Source organism: Nocardia rhizosphaerihabitans (assembly GCF_014646295.1).
Taxonomy (GTDB): Bacteria; Actinomycetota; Actinomycetes; order Mycobacteriales; family Mycobacteriaceae; genus Nocardia; species Nocardia rhizosphaerihabitans.
Window position 1 is genome coordinate 122,391 of sequence record NZ_BMNE01000007.1, and the last position, 18,508, is coordinate 140,898.

Consider the following 18,508-nt stretch of genomic DNA (forward strand, 5'->3'; position numbering starts at 1 on the left):
GTCCCGATGAGCAACGACGAGAACATTTCGACCACAACAGCATCCGATGTCGACGAGCCCGCCGCGGTGGTGCCCACGGTCGAGCAGAAGACCGCCGAACCCGGCAGGTGGTGGGAGATCGACCGGAAAACGCTCGGCCTGCGCGGCGCCGCGGCCGTCGTGCTCGGCGCATCGGTGGCGACCTCGCTGTTGCTGTTCGTGGAGAACAAGGACAGCAAAGATCTCCTTGCCGCTCAACAGCGGGCCCGCGAGGCCGCCTGCCACTATGGCCCGATTCTGGCCGACTACGACAGCAAGAGCCTCGACACCTATTTCAAGGCCGTTCTCGATGGAGCGACCGGTGACTGGAAGAAGCAGTTCGAGTCGACCAGCACCGAATTGCGCGATGCCCTCACGCAGGGAGAAGTCGTCTCGAAGACCACCGACACCCAGTGCGCACTGCGCACCGGCGACGAGACCTCCGCCGAGGCGATCGTGGTGATCGGAACGACCATCTCGAGCCTCGGCACCGAGCACAAGGCCAAGCCCGGCCAGTTGTCGATGGTGCTCAGCCTGCACAACGACGACGGCCGGTGGCTGGTCGAGAAAGTGAACTCCCCGCTGACGACGGCGCCCGCGCAGTGACCGAACCCGGCGCGCTATCCCCCCGGCACACCGGCCGCTCCCCGCGCGCGGCCAAGGCCAGGACGTCGGGCAAGCACGCCGACGAACCGACCGCGGAGTCCGCGGCGCGGGCGGTCCGGCGCCGGCCGAAGAACCGGCGGGCGCAGATCGCCGCCGAATCGGCGGCCGCGTTCGGCGCGCACGGCTATCACGGCGTGAGCATGGACGATATCGCCCGGCGCCTCGACATCAGTTCGACCGCCCTGTACCGGCACTTTCCGAGCAAGTACGCGCTGTTTCGCGCCGAACTGCTGCGCCTGTCCGGCCTGGCGCTGCGAGCCGTCGAACTACCCGAGGACGCGGCGAGCCGGTCACCGCGGCAGCGCCTCGATCACGTGCTCGGCGCCATCGTCGCCGCGACCATCGCCAACCGGCCCACCGCCGCCCTGGCCCGCTGGGAACGCCGCTATCTGGAACCCGACGACCACCAGGAGTTCAGCGATCAGTTCGCCGCGGCGATCGCGAGCCTGCGGGCACGCATCGGCGAGGTCAGGCCCGAACTGGACGGCCACGATCGCGCGGCGCGGGCGGTGTCGATCTTCGCGGTGATCAGCAGCATCGGCGATCACCACGCGACCGTGCCCGCGAAAACTCTTGCCGTGCTGCTCCGTTCGACGAGCTGGGCACTGGTCGACGCCGATCTGACCGATCGGCACGCCACCGCGACGGCTCATCGCAGCCCGGGACGGCCGCGGCCGTTCAAGCACGAACTGGTGCTGCACAGGGCGGTCGAACTGTTCCACGAGCGCGGGTATCCGAACGTCAGCGTGGAGGACATCGCCGCGGCCGCCGAGCTGTCCTCCGCGTCGGCGGTGTACCGATACCACCGCAGCAAGAGCGACCTGCTGGTGGCCGCCTTCCGGCGCGCGGCGGATCGGGTGTCCGCGGCGATCAGGCCCGCGACAGCCGCCGCCGACACGCCCGCCGCGGCACTGGGCACGCTGATCGAGCTGTATGTGTCCGGGTCGTTCGCCGAACGCGCGCTGACCTTCGTCTACTACGCGGAGTTCCGCCATGTGGAGCAGACCGACCAGGTGACCCTGCGACACCTCCAGCAGTTGATCGTCACCGAGTGGGCGCGGCTGGTGGTCGGGGCCAGGCCGGAACTGTCGATGGGCGAGGCACGCACCCTGGTGCACGCCGCGTTCAGCCTGGTCGTCGATCTGGGACGCACCTTCGGCGACGACGGAATCTGCCCGCAGGACACCGTGATCCAACTGCTGGAAACCATCATCCTCGGCCGTCCGCTGTCCCGATAGGCGCCACCGGGGTGCCCGGTGCGCGTACCGCTACAGCATGCGTTGCCTGCCGTACGCGGCGAATTCCGACTCCAGCGACTGTTTGTCCGCTTCGGTCATGCGGCGGTAGTGCGGTACGCCTCGGCTTGCCCACCGGTGGACCGGTTCGTCGGTGCGCCAGGCCTGCTCCTGTAGTTCGCGCTTGAGCACCTTGTTCGACCCGGTCACCGGGAGGTTTGCCGAGACGCGCAGGAACCGGGGTGTGCCTTTGCTACCGAGATCGTCCTGAGTACAGAGGAATTCGGTGAACTCGGCGACATCGAAGCCGACCGGATCAGCGACTTCGACGGCGGCCATGACCTGATCGCCCGAGCGTGGGTCGGGCACCCCGAACACCGCGGCGGCGATGACCGCGGGGTGGCGGCGCAGGACCTGTTCGATCATGAGTGCCGAGGTGTTCTCGCCGTCGACCCGGATCCAGTCGCCCTTGCGGCCTGCGAAATACAGGTATCCGTCGGTGTCGAGGTAGCCCAGATCCCCCGTCCAGTACCAGCCGTTGCGAATACGGTCGGCGTCGGCGACCTCGTTCTTGTAGTAGCCCTCGAAGGCGAGCGCGCCTGCTTTGTCGATCATCTCCCCGATGGCCTCGTCGGGATTGCGGACCCGGCCGTGCTCGTCGAGTTCGGCCCGCGCGCACTCCTGCAGGGTGTCCGGATCCACCACCGCCACACCGGGATGCGCGGGCCTGCCGAGGGCGGCGGGCGGTGCGACCGGATCAAGGGCCGCCAGGCTCGGGCCCTCACTGGAGCCGTACCCCTCGAACAGTTCCGCGCCGAAGCGGCGGCGGAACTCGTCCTGATCGGCCACCGACGCCTCGGTGCCGAACCCCCGCACCAGCGTGTTGTCCGAATCCGTCGCAGCTTCGGGCGTGGCGAGCAGGTAGCCCAGCGCTTTGCCGACGTAGGTGAAGTAGGTCGCGCCGAAGTGCCGCACGTCCGGAAGGAACTGCGACGCAGAGAATTTCGGGGTCAGGCAGATCGTCGCGCCGACCGACAAGGCCGGCGCCCACAGCGCCATGATGGCATTGCCGTGGAACAGCGGCATACAGCAGTAGTCCACGTCCTCGCGTACGTGCCCGAACTTCGCCGCCGCGGCGTTCGCGACCACGGCGAGGCGGCGCTGGGTGCAGCGCACCGCCTTCGACGTGCCGGTGGTGCCCGAGGTGAACAACAGCAGCAGCAATTCCTCCGGCCCGCCCACCGCCGTCGGTGGCACGCGGTGGGCATCGATCCGGGTGGCGTAGCCGGGATCGTCGACCAGCAGGAACCGATCTGCGGTGAGGCCGAGATCCAGCTGCCGCAGACGAGCCATCCCCGCGGCGTCGGTGACGATCAGCTGGCAGTCGACATACCGCACATCGGCGGCCAGCTGGGTGGTGCCCCTGGTCGGGTTGAGACCAGCCACCGTCGCGCCCGCCAGCGCCGCCGCGCCCAGCCAGAAGACGAAATCCGGCACATTGTCCAGCAGCACGCCGATGTGGAACGGGCCGTCGCGGCGCAGGGTGCGGGCGAGTTCCGCGCGCGCGGCCGACTCGTGCACGACCGCGTCCCAGGTCCAGCCGGTGTCGCGGGTGCGCAGGCCGAGCCGCTGGTCGCCGAGCCGGTCGAGCAGCATGCTCGCGATATCCGCCCGGGGCGCGCCCGGAATTCCGCCCGTTCGTTCCGTCATCTCCTGATCACCTTCCCTGCGCCGGATCCGGCCTCGCTCATGCGCCCGAGTGCACCGGTTCGGGGACCAGGGTCCGCATGAGCCCGTCGAGATCGGGTGCGGCCTCGGCCCGCCGCGTCGTACCGAATGGTGGTGCCCGACGGCCGGGACCGCGGTCGCGCGGATCACCTGTCGGCGTTGGCGTCGGATTCGGCGAAGCGTTCGAAGTACTCGACGACCCGCATCAGGTCGGCGGTCGGCTCGCGCCCATCCATTCGGCACCTCCACTGTGGTGGACTGTCGATCAGAGTGCCAGGAGCATGCCGGATCGCCGCGAGATTTCCCGCGAATCATCCCGCTGGATGGCACAGCGATCCGCTGGACCACCCGGCTGAGCGCGCGCGGGTCTAGGAGAACCGTCCCCTCTGCGCGTGTTCCATCAAGCGCAGAAACTGTTCGGTGCGCATGTGGATGAGCGTCTCGTGATCACCGGCCTCGAAATAGATGTCGGGTTGAGCGCTCAGGCTTTCGTCCAACAGTGTTGTCATGCCGTAAGCGGTGCACACAGCGGGGATCGCGCCGACTTCGCAGTCCTTGAAGACTTCGCGGATCTCCGACTCCTGGGCGAAGGACAGTCGTCGTCCGGTGTGGTCCCACAGCTTCGGCATTCGCAGGTGATGAGTGGATGGCAGTACGGCGCCGACGTAGCCCTGGTCGTCTTCGAGGAGGACCGTCTTGGCGAGCCGGTCGCCGGGGATGGCCGCTGTCCGGGCCGTCTCGGGACTGCTATGACTGTGCGGATGCCGCACAGTCTCGTACTCCACACCCGCATCCTGTAGGCACGTGTGCACAGTGGGTGACATGGCCATGGCGGAACCTCCATCGGCTGGTTGGCACCACCGCCGAGCTCGGCGGCCTTGAATTCAGCATAGGCTCCCTGCCTCCATTCGGAGCTTGCGGAATTCGGCGGCCAGCGCGTCGAGCGTGTAGTGGGCGTTGAGCCCACTCGGGTTCGGCAGGACCCAGACCGCGGTATCGCCGATCGCATCGGACTGCGGTCCGGCGATGGTCCGCGGACGGCCGAACGCGGTGCGGTAGGCGCCGAGGCCGAGGACGGCGAGTATCCGCGGCCGATACCGCTGCACCCGTTCGACGAGGGCCGCGCCGCCGTCACGCAACTCCGGCGCCGTCAGTTCGGCCGCCTTCGCCGTGGTACGCGCAACCACATTCGTGATGCCCAAGCCGAGGGTGAGCAGTTCGTCCTGCTCGTCGGGGCGCAGCAGCCGCGAGGTGAATCCCGATCGGAACAGGGCAGGCCAGAAGCGGTTTCCGGGCCGGGCGAAATGGTGGCCGGTCGCCCCCGACCACAGTCCCGGATTGATCCCGCAGAACAGCACGCGCAGATCCGGCGCCAGCACATCGGGGATGATCTCGCCCTCCGCGGCCGCCAGATCGGCCGGCGTGGGACGGTACACAGCGGAACGGGCCATCCGTCCAGTCTGCCCGACCCTGCCGGGAACTGGCTTGATCGCTAGACCACCCGGCTGAGCGCGCGCAGATCCGCGTCCAGCTTCCGGTACAACCAGTACACGGCGACGAAGGCGAGCCCGCCGGCCGCGCACAGGCCAAGCACCGAATCGCGCACGAGCCACAGCTCCTCGGGTTCGAGAAAGCTGAATCCGGCCAGCACCCCGACCACCGGCACCGACGCCGTCACTGCGAGGTAGACCGTGGTTCTCCGGCGCAGCCAGCGCAGGTCGTCGGCATCGCGCTCCGTCGTGCGTCCGTGGCGCAGGTAGCGGGGATAGACGCAGCGGACGAGGTAGAACGTGGAAAGGAAGAAGGTGTAGGCGACCGAGATGGTGCCCGCCACCAGAACTGTCATCGCCGCATGGACCTGCAGCCGCACCGGAAGGTCGGTGAACCAGCGCAGCAGCAGCACGGCCGTCACGGTGGCGATGAGCGCGGACAGCAGGGTGTTGAGCGCACACAGGTCGCCCCACACCAGTGTCCGCGACCGCATCCGGGCGAGCCTTGCCTCGCCGTAGCGTCTGCCTTTGCGCAAGCCGCGAAGAACCTCGAGCTGATCGCGGGAGATGTAGACGTAGATGACGATCGCCAACAGCAAGCCACCGAAGACGCACACCAGGATGCCCCTGTCTATCTGCGCGTTCGTGGCATCGGGCAGGCGCTTTCTGATCAGTTCCTGGGCGTGCACAGCCAAGTAGATCGTCGCGAGGCCGACACCGACCATCGACGACAACCAGAGGATGGGGGTGGGCCACCGCGACAGTCGCGTTCGCCAGCTGTCCGGCGGCGGATAGACGAGGTCGCGGGCCCGCTTCTCGAGGCACAGGTCGAATTGCTGGGCCAGTTCCGAACCGGACGAATAGCGGTCCTCGCGATCGGGCGACAGACATTTCAGGAGCACGCGGCGCAGCGCCATGGGGCAATCCGGCGGAAGCTCCGACAAGAATGCCGCCTCGACCGGTCTGCGCCGCAGTTCGAGCATGCGGGCCAGCGACGTCTCCGACTCGCCCGCCGACGTCTCGTCCGGGAAGGGACGCCGCCCCGTGAGCAATTCCCACAGCATGACGGCCAGCGCGAAGATGTCGCTTCGCGTATCGAGGTCGAGGGCGGTCGCGGGCAGGTCGGGATGGCAGGCTTCGAGCTGTTCGGGCGACATGTACGCCAGGGATCCGCCGAAGTAGGCCAGGGGGCTGGTGCCCTTGATCCGTTTGCTGAAGCTGACGTTGAAGTCGGCCAGTTTCGGCACTCCCTCGGCGCTCAGCAGCACGTTCGCGGGTTTGATATCCCGATGCAACACCCCGCGTTCGGACGCGTGCTGCAGCGCGTCGGCGAGCCGGCGGCCCAGCCAGGCGACGGTCTCCGGCCAGGTCAGTGCCGCGGTCCTGGTCCGGATCGCCGATTCGGTTGGCCGGACCTCACCCTTCTCGGCGAGTACCGCGTCGACGGCGTCGAGCAGCAGCTGCCCACCGTGGCGTTCCGGCGGCGTCGAGCGCCGCAACCGCAGCACGTCGAGCAGCGTCCCGCCCGGTAGGTACTGCATGTAGAGCAGCTTCAGCTGGCCGTCGGCGATGAGCCGCTGGTCGAAGATGCGCACGATGTATTCGTGGTCCAGCTGGGCGAGCGTCTGCGGCTCGGTGCCGTGGTTGTGGGAGATCTTGACCGCGACGAGTCGCTGCATCGATTGTTGCCGGGCGAGATAGACCTGAGCGAAGGCGCCCGCGCCGATCCGCATCAGGAGGTCGAAGTCGTCGACGTGGTCGCCGACATCGATGGTGTCGAGCAGAACCTGCGCGCCGGGACGAGCGATGATCGTGCTGTGGTAGTCGCCGGTGGGCTCGGGGTCGGTCGCCGCGGCGGTCACCGTACCGGCGGTGGGAGCCGCATCGGCTGTCCACGTTCCGCGTCGCACAGCATGGAATTCCTCGTATACGAGCTCGGCGGGTAGCGGACCATCGCGCAGCTCGGCGAATTCCGCGCGGTAATCGATCAGTCGTTTGGGAAAGTGATACCGCAGCCAGCGGTATTCGAGGTCGATCTTGATCAGTTCGATCAGGATCGTGCGCCGCGCCGCCGGTTCCTCGGGCAGGAACGCCGAGAGATCGGGTGGTGAACCGGACGCCCAAGCCTGCGAGAGCAGCGCCACGGCACTGGCGAGCGCGGTGCGGGTTCGTTCGGCTGAATCGACCAGGTCGATCGGCTCGGACATCGGTAGCTCGAGATCAGCCTCGGGCGATCACGCGGCGGCTACACGCGATGCGGACTGGTTGCCCCACGTCAGCTCCTTCCATCAAGACTCTCTTGCTCAAGGGTATCGCTCGCCGGCGCCACAAGATCAGCCATCGGCGTCAGAGGATTGAGCATGACGCCGACCTGGCGCAGGCTGCTGTCCACGATCGCCCAGATCGCCCCCTGCAGGTAGGACGACAGCTCGGCCGCGTCCATCGGCTGCATCGAGCGGCTCAGCCACCGGTTCACGCTGCCGTCGACGAACCCGACCAGGCCGAAGGCCATCGGCTCGGCGATGGTCACCGGGGCCGACTGGGCGCGCAGTGCGTTCTCGAACACCTCGCGCACGGTGCCGGCGATCGCGATCTTGGTGCCGGAGACGATCGGCGAATTGTGCCGCTGCTTGCCCTCGGACCCGGCGCCGAGAAAGTAGTGCAGCCGCGGATTGGCGGCGATCCACCCCACATAGGTGTCGACCGACCGCGCGATGGCCTCGGCCACCGTGCCTTCGGGATTCAGGGTGGGCGCGAGCACCGCCATCAGGTCGTCGACGATGCGGGCACGCAGCTGTTCGTCGAGATCCTGGCGATCCTTGAACAACCGGTACAGCACCGACCTCGGCACCTGCGCCAGATCGGCGATCTCCTGCACGCCGACCGAGGCGCCCTGTGCCTGCACAGCCGCGAGCGCCGCGGCGAGAATCCGGTCCCGGCGCTCGGCGCGATGCCGGTCCCATCGGCTGGCCCGTCCATCGGCGCGCTGTGCGGTCACATTCCTCCCATCCGGCGCCGGATCGGCGCGAGCCGGCGAGGACAGTATCCCAGCCGGGTCCGGCGGTCGGCCGACGCGGACTCGGGACAGATCACGATCCATCGGCGATCCTGTTCTGGTCGGGTCCGGACACCGACGGAGAGGACCTGATCGACATGACCACCGCGTGGGCTGTGATCGCCGCGGCGACGTTCTGCTGGCTCGGCATGGTGCTGGCCATCTCGTTCCTGGAGGCGCCGCTGAAATTCCGGGCACCCGGGGTGACCGTGCCGATCGGGCTCGGTATCGGCCGGCTGGTCTTCCGCGCGCTCAACATCGCCGAACTCGTCCTCGCCGCAACGATTCTCGTCGCGATCCTCGTCGACTCCCCCGGCACCGCCGCCACGCGGGCGCTCACCGTGGCCATGGTGGCCTTCGCCGTCCAGGTCGTCGCCGTGCGCCCGCGATTGACCCGTCGCAGCGATGCCGTGCTCGCCGGGATCGACGCGCCGCGGTCGCACAGTCATCACGCGTACATCGCGCTCGAGGTGGGGAAGGTCGTCGCCCTGCTGGTCGGCGGCGTTCTGGTCTTCGCCCACAGCGTGCCCTGAACCAGGTGCGCAGGTGGTCGCGGGTGAGTGCCGCGACCACCTGTCGATCGCCGCGGCACCGACCCGCCTGGACGCCCTCGGCGGGTGGGCGGCCGTGAACACCCTCAGGCGGTCACCGACGCGTCCCGGGGCAGCCCCAGCATCCGTTCGCCGATGACATTGAGCTGCACCTCGGTGGTGCCACCGTAGATGGTGGTGGCACGCCCGGCGATCAGCTGTTCCATCGCGTGATCGCTGCGCTCCCCCGGCACCGAGACGACGCCGGCGATACCGAGTTCGGCGACGACGAACTCCGAAATCGCCTGTCCCAGTGCCATACCCAGTAGCTTGCCGACGCTGGAGGTGGTCGAGACATCGATGCCGGACAGCTGCTTGAGCACCACCCGGGAACCGATCACGTCCACCGCCCGGCTCTCGGCCATGAGCTCGCCGACGTGGTAGCGCGCCACCGGTGACAGGTCCCGCCCGATCGCGAACTTCAGCAGGTCGGCGTCGGTGGCGTAGGCCTCCATCTTCTGGCTCAGCGCCACCCGCTCACCGGCCAGCGTCGTGCGTGCCACGTGCCAGCCGTCGTCGACCGCGCCGACCACGTTCTCGTCGGGGATGAACACGTCGTCGAGGAACACCTCGTTGAACAGTGCCGATCCGGTCATCTCCCGCAGCGGCCGCACCGTGATGCCGGGGCTGGACATGTCGAGCACGAAGTAGGTGATGCCCCCGTGCTTGGGTTTGTCCGGGCTGGTGCGCGCGATCAGCATCGCCCATTCCGCGAACTGCGCGACGGTGGTCCAGATCTTCTGGCCGGTGACCCGCCAGCCACCCTCGACCTTGGTCGCCTTGGTGGTCAAGCTCGCCAGGTCCGAGCCCGCGCCCGGCTCGCTGAACAGCTGGCACCACACGACTTCGCCGCGCAACGTCGGGACGACCAGTTCGCGCTTCTGCCGTTCGTCGCCGTGCGGGACGATCGCGCCGACCGCCCAGGTACCCATCAGCAGCTGCGGCATCGGGATACCGGAGGCCTTGATCTCCTGCGAGATCACGACCTGCTCGAGCGGCGAGGCCGAGCGACCGTACGGGCGGGGCAGATGCGGCAGGTTCCAGCCGCCGTCGCCGAGCGCGACGAGCTGGTCGTCCTCGTCGTCGAGCTGCGCGATCTCGGCGAGCTCGGCCCGGATACCGGCCCGGATCTGCTCGGCCTCGGCGGGCAATTCGAGTTCGCTGGACAGCGTCAGACCCGACAGCGCGTACCCGGCGACCGCCTCGGCGCGTTCGTCGCGCGCACCCAGCTGACCGCGCAGCGCGAGCGCGCGGCGGTAGTACAGGTGCGCGTCGTGCTCCCAGGTGAAGCCGATCCCACCGTGGACCTGGATGCAATCCTGGGCGACCTGCACCGCGGCGTCGGGAATGATCAGCGCGGCGACGGCGGCCGCGTAGTCGGCGGTCTCGTCGTCGCGATCCAAGGCGTAGGCGGCATCCCACAGCACCGCGCGCGCCTTCTCCAGCGCGATACCCATGTGCGCGCACTTGTGCTTGACGCCCTGGAACTGCCCGATCGGCCGACCGAACTGCACACGGGTCTTGGCGTATTCGGACGCGGTCGAGACGCACCACGACATCACGCCGACCGCCTCGGCCCCCAGCACGACCGCCGCGACCGAGCGCACCCGCACCGAGGTGACCGTGAGCACCCGTGCCGCGGACACCTCGACCGAATCCGCGTGCAGCCGAGCCGCTCCGCGCAGCACATCGACGTTGTCCTGCGCGGCGACGGTCAGATCGGCGTTCTCGAACGCGACCCACCGCTGCTCGCCGCCGACGGTGACCGGCGCGATGATCACATCCGCCGACACCGCCCCGACCACACCGTCGGCGATACCGTCCACGACCAGCGCACCGTCGCGCAGCACACCGGTCAGGTTCGCCGACAGCGCGACCGCACCGGTGCGCGACCCGTCGGCCAGTCCGGGCAGTTGCGCCTGCGCCCATGACCCGCCGTCCTGGGCGAGGACCGCGCTCGCCAGCGCCGTCGGCACGAACGGACCGGTGTGCAGGCCACGGCCGAGCGGCTCGAGCGCGACGGCCAGGGTCAGCAGTCCCGCTCCTTGCCCACCGAGGTCCTCGGCGACGTGCAGGCTCAGCAGATCCTGCGCCACGAGCGCGTCCCAGTAGGGCAGCTGCTTGCCCGCCTCGCTGGATTCGACTGCCGCGCGGACGATCTCGGCGGTGATGGTGCGTTCGACGAACCCGTGTACCGCGTCGGCGAGGGCCAGGTGGTCCTCGCTGACGCCGACGCCGAGCTCATAGCTGTTGCGTGCCATGACTAGCTGGTCTCCTTCAGCTGGGCGGCGACCTCGTCGATGGTCCACGGGCCGTCGGTCTCGACCGTGCGCACGTCGTGCCAGCCGGCCAGTTCCACGATCGCGCCACCCTGCACCGCGAACACCTTGCCGGTGAGCGGGCAGTCGGCCTCGGCCAGGTGCGCGACCAGTGGCGAGATATTGGCCGGGGCGAACGCGTCGAACTCGCCCTCGGGCACCTCGGCGGCGAACAGCGCGCCCATGCCGGGGGTGGCCAGGGTCAGGCGAGTGCGCGCGATCGGGGCGATCGCGTTGACCCGCACGCCGTAGCGCTCGAGCTCGTCGGCGGCGACCAGGGTCAGCGCGGCGATGCCCGCCTTGGCGGCGCCGTAATTGCCCTGTCCCGCATTGGGCATGAAGGTGCCAGAGGCCGACGCGGTGTTGATCACCGCCGCGTTGACGGGCACACCCGCCTTGGTCTGGGCCTTCCAGTACGCCGCGGCGTGGTGCAGGGTGGCGGCGTGGCCCTTGAGGTGCACGGCGATGACGGCGTCCCACTGGGATTCCTCCATGCCCGCGATGAACGCGTCGCGCAGGATGCCCGCGTTGTTCACCAGCACATCGAGCGTGCCGTACTCGCTGATCGCTTGGTCGACAAGGGCTTTCGCGCCTTCCCAGGTGGCGATGTTGTCGGTGTTGGCGACTGCCTGGCCTCCGGCGGCGACGATCTCGTCGACCACCTGCTGAGCCGGTCCGGCATCGCTGCCGGAGCCGTCGTTGGCGCCGCCGAGATCGTTGACCACGACCTTCGCGCCCTCGCGGGCGAACAGCAGCGCGTGTTCGCGGCCGATACCGCGCCCGGCGCCGGTGACGACTGCGACGCGACCGTCAAGCTTTCCCATGAGTTCAGTTCTCCTCGTTGATTTCGACGCGGCCGTCGGTGATCGCGATCTGACCCGCCGCTTCGGTCTCGAAGGCGTAGGCGGCGACACCCGGAGCGGCGGCGGTGCGCCACAGGGTCGTGGTGATGTCCTGGCCCGGCAGCACCGGCTTGGCGAAGCGCACGGCGAGGCGGCGCAGGCGCGCGGTGTCACCGTCGGCGAGTTCGGTCAGCGCGGCCCAGGACGTGAACGCCATGGTGCACAGACCGTGGTTGATGATGCCGGGAAGCCCTGCCATCCTGGCGATTTCGTCGTCGAGATGGATCGGCATCGGATCGCCGGAGGCGGGCGAGTAGCGGAAGGTCTGGTCACTGTCTATGTGCGCGGTGACCTTCGCGACCGGCTCGCTCGCCCGGTCGGCGTCGGTGATCCGGTGCTCGGGCGCCTGCTCGCCTTCGCCTGGACCGGCGTCGACCTTGCGGAAGAACGCCGTCATCCACTGCTCGTTGACGAGTTCGCCTGCGGCGTCCCGGGTTTCGGCGTAGACGACCACCGTCGAACCGTTCGGCTTGCCCACGTAGCCGATCGGCTTGGCGCGCACGGCCAGTTCGTCGCCGGCCCGGATCGGCCGATGGAACAGGAAGTCCTGCTCACCGTGCACGAGCTTCATCAGCAGTTCCACCGGCGCCACCGACAGCGCGGCAGGCGCCATCGAGGTGAACACCGGGACGACCGCGAACACCGGCGGCGCGATCTCGCCACTGCGATGGGCGTCGATCGGGTCATTGGTCGCCGCAGCGTATTCCGCGATCCGTTCGGCGGTGACCGAGAACCGCTCCTCGTCCGTCCACTCCCCCAGGCCGGAGCCGTCGAAGACGACCCCGGCCGATTCCGAAGTGGTCATGCGGCCGATCCGACGAGCTCGGTGAACTTGGCCATCGAAGCCTTCAGGTCGGCTTCGGCGTGCTTGGCCACGGCTTTGCCGATCGGTCCGACGATCATGGTGCCCTTGAAGCTTGCGTCGAACGCGGCACTCGAGCCGGACTCTGTCGGCTGCACCTTCAAAGCGAATTCGACGGTGACACCGGCCATTCCGGTGCCGGTGATGCGCAGGTACGTGTTCGGATCGACCTCGGCGACGGTCCACTCGATCTTGTTGGCCATGTTCATCACCGACACGACCTCGATGAAGCGCGAGCCCGCGGTCAGCTCGGTGGGGAGCTCGCTGCGCCAGCCCTGGTGGATGGTCAGCCAGTCCTCCCAGTTCGCGAGGTCGCTCAGGCGCGCCCACGCCTGCTCGGGGGTGACGGGAAGATCGGTGGAAACGGACACAGATGCCATGGGGTTACTCCTCGGGTTTCGTGGGGAAAGATCAGCGGTTGGCTGGGCGGTAGGCGGTCACCACGACCGCGCCGCCGAGACCGATGTTGTGCTGCAAGGCGATTCGCGCGTTGTCGACCTGGCGGGCGTCGGCATCGCCGCGCAGCTGCCAGGTGAGTTCGCTGCACTGGGCCAGACCGGTGGCACCGAGCGGATGACCCTTGGAGATCAGGCCGCCGGACGGGTTGACGACCCACTTGCCGCCGTAGGTGGTGGCGTTGTCGTCGACGAGGCGGCCACCCTCACCGGGCGCGCACAGGCCGAGCGCCTCGTAGGTCAGCAGCTCGTTGGTGGAAAAGCAATCGTGCAGCTCGATGACGTCGACATCCTCGGGGCCGATACCCGCCTGCTCGTAGACCTTCAGCGCCGCGGTGTGCGACATGTCGGCGCCGACGAGGTTGATCGCGCTCTGGGTCGAGAAGGTGGACTCGAGGTCGGTGACCATCGCCTGGCCGACCATCTCGACCGCGCGATCGGCCAGGTTGTGCCGGTCGACGAAGGCCTCACCGGCGAGGATGACCGCGCCGGACCCGTCGGAGGTCGGCGAGCACTGCAGCTTGGTGAGCGGGCCGTAGATCTGCTTGGCCGCGAGGACTTCCTCGAGGCTGTATTCCTTCTGGAACTGCGCGTACGGGTTGTTCACCGAGTGCTTGTGGTTCTTCACGCCGATCTTGGCGAACTGCTCGGCGGTGGTGCCATAGCGCTCCATATGCTCCTTGCCCGCGGCGCCGAACATGTACGGCGCGGGCGGCATCGCGAACTCCTGCAGTTCGGCCAGCGCGAGCAGGTGGCGCATCATCGGCTGCTCACGGTCGTCGAATGTCGAACCGAGCGAACCCTTCTGCATCTTCTCGAAGCCCAGCGCCAGCGTGCACTCGGCCAGCCCGCCGCGGATCGCCTGCGCCGCGAGGTAGAGCGCGGTCGATCCGGTGGAGCAGTTGTTGTTGACGTTGACCACCGGAATGCCGGTCAGCCCGAGCTCGTAGACCGCGCGCTGACCCGAGGTGGACTCGCCGTACACGTAGCCGACGTAGGCCTGTTCGACGCGGTCGTAGTCGATGCCCGCGTCCGCGAGCGCCTTGGTGCCCGCCTCCCTGGCCATGTCGGGGTAGTCCCATTCCAGTTCGCCCGGTTTCTCGAACTTCGTCATCCCGACGCCGACGACGAACACCTTCTGTGTCATGTACGCACTCCTGTGTGCCGTGCGTCCCAGTTATGTGGGACACGGTGTCCCTGAAACTTAGGTTGGACACCGAGTCCAGGTCAATACCTCGGCAAAGACCGGTTTCGGACAGGCTGGACCGAGCCCGGCCGCTTTCGACTCGCTGACCAGCACAGATTTAGTGAGGCATACGTCCCAGATAATTGGGCAGAAGGGGGTAAGCCCCCGAGAGAAGATCCGATCGGGGCTAGTCGACCAGCGAGTCGCCAGGCATTCGCTCGACGGCACGCAGCCGCTCGGCGAACCCGGTCAGAATCTCGTGCGACTCGACGGAAAGTCCATCGACCAGCGCCATGAAGCGCTCGAATCGTGGATCGGAGAACGGCCTGCGCCGGTCAACGACGGAACGAGCCCCGGCCAGGCCACTCGATACCATCCGACACTCCCTAGACCCAGCAGCCGACCCATACGCGACCGCCCGCTGCCCAGCGATCTCGCCGAAGGAAAAGTAACATAGCTGAACATTTGCACATCCGCTGGAGGCGCGCGGGAATCTAGCCGCGCGGCTCGTGCTTCGGCCGCTCGCGAGACCCGCATTGGGCGCAGGCCCGCGGTCCCCGATGGTCAGTGGCCTCGGGCTACCGCGCGGGCCGCCGCGCGGGCGGCGACCAGCACCGGGTCCCAGACCGGGGAGAACGGGGGTGCGTAGCCGAGGTCGAGCGAGATCACCTGCTCCACCGTCATTCTCGCGGTGAGGGCGACCGCAGCGGTGTCGATGCGTTTGGCGGCGCCGTCGCGGCCGACGATCTGTACGCCGAGTAGCCGGCCGGTGCGGCGTTCGGCGAGCATCTTCACCGTCATGGGCTCCGCGCCGGGGAAATAGCCTGCCCGGCCGGTGGATTCGATGGTGACGGAGTGGAACTGCAGTCCGGCGCGCCGGGCGTCCTTCTCCCCCAGGCCGGTGCGCGCCACCTCGAGGTCACACACTTTGCTGACCGCGGTGCCGACCACGCCGGGGAAGGTGGCGTATCCGCCGCCGACGCCCGATCCGATGACCTGGCCGTGCTTGTTGGCGTGGGTGCCGAGCGCAATGTGGCGCAGCGTGCCGGACACCAGGTCCAGCACCTCCACGCAGTCACCGCCCGCCCAGATGTCGTCGTATCCGCGCACCCGCTGGGCGAGATCGGTGAGCAGACCACCCTCCTCGCCCAGTGGCAGCCCGGCGCGACGCGCGAGGTCGGTGGCCGGGCGCACGCCGATTCCCAGGATCACCACGTCCGCCGGATACTCTTCGTCGGCGGTCGTCACCGCCTGGACACGTCCGCCCGAACCGGTCCGCATGCCGGTGACTTCGGTGTCCGTCACGACGCGAATTCCCATTCCCACCATGGCTTCCCGGACCAGCGCGCCCATATCGGGGTCCAGCGTCGACATGGGTTCGGCGCCCCGGGTGACCATGGTGACCCGGAATCCGCGCCGCACCAGCGCCTCGGCCATCTCGACGCCGATGTACCCCGCGCCGACGACGACCGCGTCCCGCCCGGTCGCCGCCGCGATCCCGTCGATGACCTCCTGCCCGTCGTCGAGGGTCTGCACGCCGTACACACCCTCGGCATCGATGCCGGGCAGCGGCGGACGGACCGGCGTCGCGCCGGTGGCCAGTACGAGCTTGTCGTAGCTCGTCCACGATTGCGCACCGGTGCCGAGGTCGCGCGAGAGCACCTGTCGCCCCGCCGGATCGATCTCGGTCACCTCGGTCCGCAGCCGCAGGTCGATGTCACGCTCGCGGTGCTCGGCGGGCGAGCGCGCGATCAGGTCGTCGGCGGCCGCGACGTCCCCGCTCACCCAGTACGGAATCCCGCACGCCGAGTACGAGGCGTGGTTTCCCTTCTCGAACACCACGATCTCGAGCTCGTCGGAGCCGCGCAGCCTGCGCGCCTGCGACGCCGCGGCCATCCCCGTCGCGTCCCCACCGATGACCACCATGCGTTCGCCCATGTCGTCCACGGTACGAGAGTCGGCCTGGCCGATATCGACGCGGTGGAGCGGTACATGTATGACCCGGTTCATCTCTGCGGCGATCCGCAGATCATCCCCACCTCGACACGCTCGTCATCGGACCGGACGCGTCCGATGACCCGGACCCCGAACTCGCCGGGAAACTGCAGGCGCTGGACACAATCCCGCAGGTGCGGATCGCCTAGCCTGACGCCACGGGCGCGGTCAGGCGGGCGGGATCTTCTGCGAGATCGCGGCCAGTGTTTCGACGACCGGCTGGTCCGGGTCGACGACGACGCCCTTGCCGCGGAGGAAACCGTCGAGCAGTTGGCAGACGGAATCGGTACTGCGCTCGATGAATTCCTCGGTGGCAGCCGGTTCCGGTTTGCCCGGCACATCGAGCCAGAGGTCGGTGACCGCGACGAGGAAGCCGACGATGCCGCGGGCGAGGTGGTCCACGCCGCCGGTGTCGAGGCCGACCGCGGCGAACAGTGTTCTCGTCCGCTCGGCGAGGTCGTCCGACAAGCGCCTGCCCACGTCGAGGGGGCGCGCCGAACTGTCACCGGTCGCAACGCTTTGGGTGATCGCCACGTACCGGAAGACGTTCGGGTACGTCAGCACGACCTCCGTGGCCGCGGTCATGAACTGGTGGACGGTGGCGCGGCGGGTCTGCATCATCAACGACAGATCCGGCGCCACCGCGCGATAGATCTGGTCGACCAGCCAGTCCGCGACGGCCCGATCCAGGTCGGACTTGTCCGCGAACATGCGGTACAGCCGCGGTTTCGCGACGCCGACCTCGGCCGCGATCGCGCCCATCGTCACCTGCGCGCCGTCGCGCCCGATGGCGCGGATCGCACCCCGGACGACATCGTCGCGCGAGAGGATCCGCGCGGCCGAACGCCCCGATGTCATCGACATTTCCTGTTCTTCCGCGTCGCCGTAGCCGTCTCGGCAGCATACCGGCAGTTCCGGCCGCGAATCCCCGGTTGCGGACGCGTCTGCCCTTGACAGGAGCGGCGGCGTACCGGGAAACTCGACAACCGGTACCGGCGGTACTACAGATCGAACCCGGAGTACAACGTGCAGTGGCGCACGCGTCCAGAAGGAATTCCCATGGCGGTTCACCTCGACAATCAGCCCAGCGTCCGGCCAGTGCCGAGGCAACAACACCGGGTCGGAAATGGTGAGATCGAGCTCGCTGTTTTCGAGTACGGGCAGCCCGATGGCGTACCCGTGGTACTGGTGCACGGCTGGCCCGACACCCACCACCTGTGGGACGGCGTGATCGCGCTGCTGTCGGACAAATACCGGGTCCTGGCCTACGACACCCGCGGGTATGGCGAGTCCAGCGCTCCGCGCGCGGTCTCGGCCTACCGCCTCGATCGCCTGGCTACCGACTTCTTCGCCGTCGTCGACCAACTCAGCCCGGAGCAGCCGGTGCACGTCGTCGCGCACGACTGGGGATCGGTCCAGGTCTGGGAGGCGGTCTGCGAGCACGGCGCCGAGGAATTCGTCGCGTCCTTCACCTCGATCTCGGGCCCCAACCTCGACCATCTCGGCACGTTCCTGCGGGCGCCGCTGCGCAGGCCGACCCCGCGCGCGATCTGGAACACCCTCGCCCAGGGCCTGTCCTCGGCCTACACCGGGTTCTTCATGCTGCCGGTGTTGCCCGGCCTTTTCTTCCGGGTGGCCGGTTCGGCGCGGATGTGGCGGCTGTTCCTGCGCCTGGTCGAGGGCATCCGGCCCGACCAGGTCACCGTGGCCGACTCCCTGCGCCGCGACATGATCTCCGGCCTGCGCTTCTACAAGGCCAACATCCTTCCCCGCATGGTCGGCCCGCGAGACCGGCGCACCGCGGTGCCCGTCCAGTTGCTCGTCAACACCCGCGACATCGCCGTGCGCCCGGCCGGCTACGACGACTACAGCCGGTGGGCGGACAACCTGATCCGCCATGACCTGCCGCGCGGCCACTGGCTGCCGTTCTCCGATCCGGGCGCGATCGCCGGCTACGCGGAGAAGTTCATCGCAGCGCACCCGACCGACAGCGGAAAGTAGTTCCCTC

The 18,508-nt window shown here is 68.5% G+C and carries 17 protein-coding genes; 4 read left to right on the plus strand and 13 right to left on the minus strand.

What is annotated here, in order from left to right; genetic code table 11:
• Nucleotides 1–6: 6 nt before the first annotated feature.
• Nucleotides 7–624, plus strand: a complete 618-nt coding sequence (locus IEY60_RS27565) for a hypothetical protein (RefSeq protein ID WP_189033414.1) — start codon at nucleotides 7–9, stop codon at nucleotides 622–624.
• On the plus strand, nucleotides 621–1,922 hold the full coding sequence (locus IEY60_RS27570) for a TetR/AcrR family transcriptional regulator (protein ID WP_189033415.1): 1,302 nt from the start codon (nucleotides 621–623) through the stop codon (nucleotides 1,920–1,922). The genes IEY60_RS27565 and IEY60_RS27570 overlap by 4 nt, the downstream gene beginning before the upstream one ends.
• 30 nt (nucleotides 1,923–1,952) lie before the next feature.
• Here the strand turns inward: IEY60_RS27570 and casI are convergent, their stop codons facing one another.
• The 5 genes from casI to IEY60_RS27595 all read right to left on the minus strand — a co-directional run bounded on the left by casI (nucleotide 1,953) and on the right by IEY60_RS27595 (nucleotide 8,135).
• Complete coding sequence (gene casI, locus IEY60_RS27575) at nucleotides 1,953–3,629, minus strand: steroid-22-oyl-CoA synthetase (RefSeq protein ID WP_189033416.1); 1,677 nt, start codon at nucleotides 3,627–3,629, stop codon at nucleotides 1,953–1,955.
• Between the two features lie 386 nt (nucleotides 3,630–4,015).
• Nucleotides 4,016–4,432: an aminoacyl-tRNA deacylase gene (locus IEY60_RS27580; RefSeq protein WP_229740177.1), complete on the minus strand. Its 417-nt coding sequence runs from the start codon at nucleotides 4,430–4,432 to the stop codon at nucleotides 4,016–4,018.
• Between the two features lie 99 nt (nucleotides 4,433–4,531).
• Nucleotides 4,532–5,098 carry a G/U mismatch-specific DNA glycosylase gene (gene mug, locus IEY60_RS27585; protein ID WP_189033418.1) on the minus strand — a complete coding sequence of 189 codons (567 nt, stop codon included), beginning with the start codon at nucleotides 5,096–5,098 and terminating at the stop codon, nucleotides 4,532–4,534.
• Between the two features lie 41 nt (nucleotides 5,099–5,139).
• On the minus strand, nucleotides 5,140–7,344 hold the full coding sequence (locus IEY60_RS27590; protein WP_189033419.1) for a serine/threonine-protein kinase: 2,205 nt from the start codon (nucleotides 7,342–7,344) through the stop codon (nucleotides 5,140–5,142).
• A gap of 68 nt (nucleotides 7,345–7,412) precedes the next feature.
• Entirely contained in the window at nucleotides 7,413–8,135 is a 723-nt protein-coding gene (locus IEY60_RS27595; RefSeq protein ID WP_189033420.1) for a TetR/AcrR family transcriptional regulator, read from the minus strand.
• A gap of 155 nt (nucleotides 8,136–8,290) precedes the next feature.
• Here IEY60_RS27595 and IEY60_RS27600 point away from each other — a divergent pair, with 155 nt between their 5' ends.
• Nucleotides 8,291–8,725: a hypothetical protein gene (locus tag IEY60_RS27600; RefSeq protein ID WP_189033421.1), complete on the plus strand. Its 435-nt coding sequence runs from the start codon at nucleotides 8,291–8,293 to the stop codon at nucleotides 8,723–8,725.
• A 104-nt stretch (nucleotides 8,726–8,829) separates the two neighbouring features.
• Here the strand turns inward: IEY60_RS27600 and IEY60_RS27605 are convergent, their stop codons facing one another.
• From IEY60_RS27605 to IEY60_RS27640, 8 genes are all read right to left on the minus strand, one after another.
• A complete protein-coding gene (locus tag IEY60_RS27605) occupies nucleotides 8,830–11,043 on the minus strand; it encodes an acyl-CoA dehydrogenase family protein (protein WP_189033422.1) in 2,214 nt (737 codons plus the stop codon).
• A 2-nt stretch (nucleotides 11,044–11,045) separates the two neighbouring features.
• Nucleotides 11,046–11,924: an SDR family oxidoreductase gene (locus IEY60_RS27610; RefSeq protein ID WP_189033423.1), complete on the minus strand. Its 879-nt coding sequence runs from the start codon at nucleotides 11,922–11,924 to the stop codon at nucleotides 11,046–11,048.
• Nucleotides 11,925–11,928: 4 nt separating this feature from the next.
• Entirely contained in the window at nucleotides 11,929–12,807 is an 879-nt protein-coding gene (locus IEY60_RS27615) for a MaoC/PaaZ C-terminal domain-containing protein (RefSeq protein ID WP_189033424.1), read from the minus strand.
• Entirely contained in the window at nucleotides 12,804–13,244 is a 441-nt protein-coding gene (locus IEY60_RS27620; protein WP_189033425.1) for a type II toxin-antitoxin system Rv0910 family toxin, read from the minus strand. The genes IEY60_RS27615 and IEY60_RS27620 overlap by 4 nt, the downstream gene beginning before the upstream one ends.
• A gap of 31 nt (nucleotides 13,245–13,275) precedes the next feature.
• Nucleotides 13,276–14,466 carry a lipid-transfer protein gene (locus IEY60_RS27625; RefSeq protein WP_189033426.1) on the minus strand — a complete coding sequence of 397 codons (1,191 nt, stop codon included), beginning with the start codon at nucleotides 14,464–14,466 and terminating at the stop codon, nucleotides 13,276–13,278.
• Nucleotides 14,467–14,692: 226 nt separating this feature from the next.
• On the minus strand, nucleotides 14,693–14,881 hold the full coding sequence (locus IEY60_RS27630; protein WP_189033427.1) for a hypothetical protein: 189 nt from the start codon (nucleotides 14,879–14,881) through the stop codon (nucleotides 14,693–14,695).
• Nucleotides 14,882–15,069: 188 nt separating this feature from the next.
• Nucleotides 15,070–16,443, minus strand: a complete 1,374-nt coding sequence (locus IEY60_RS27635; protein WP_189033428.1) for an FAD-dependent oxidoreductase — start codon at nucleotides 16,441–16,443, stop codon at nucleotides 15,070–15,072.
• A 225-nt stretch (nucleotides 16,444–16,668) separates the two neighbouring features.
• Nucleotides 16,669–17,358 (minus strand): TetR/AcrR family transcriptional regulator, encoded by a 690-nt coding sequence (locus tag IEY60_RS27640; protein WP_189033429.1) that lies wholly within the window; start codon nucleotides 17,356–17,358, stop codon nucleotides 16,669–16,671.
• Nucleotides 17,359–17,559: 201 nt separating this feature from the next.
• Here IEY60_RS27640 and IEY60_RS27645 point away from each other — a divergent pair, with 201 nt between their 5' ends.
• The gene (locus IEY60_RS27645) at nucleotides 17,560–18,501 is read left to right on the plus strand and encodes an alpha/beta fold hydrolase (RefSeq protein ID WP_189033430.1); all 942 of its coding nucleotides are present in this window, start codon (nucleotides 17,560–17,562) and stop codon (nucleotides 18,499–18,501) included.
• The last annotated feature ends 7 nt before the right edge of the window (nucleotides 18,502–18,508 follow it).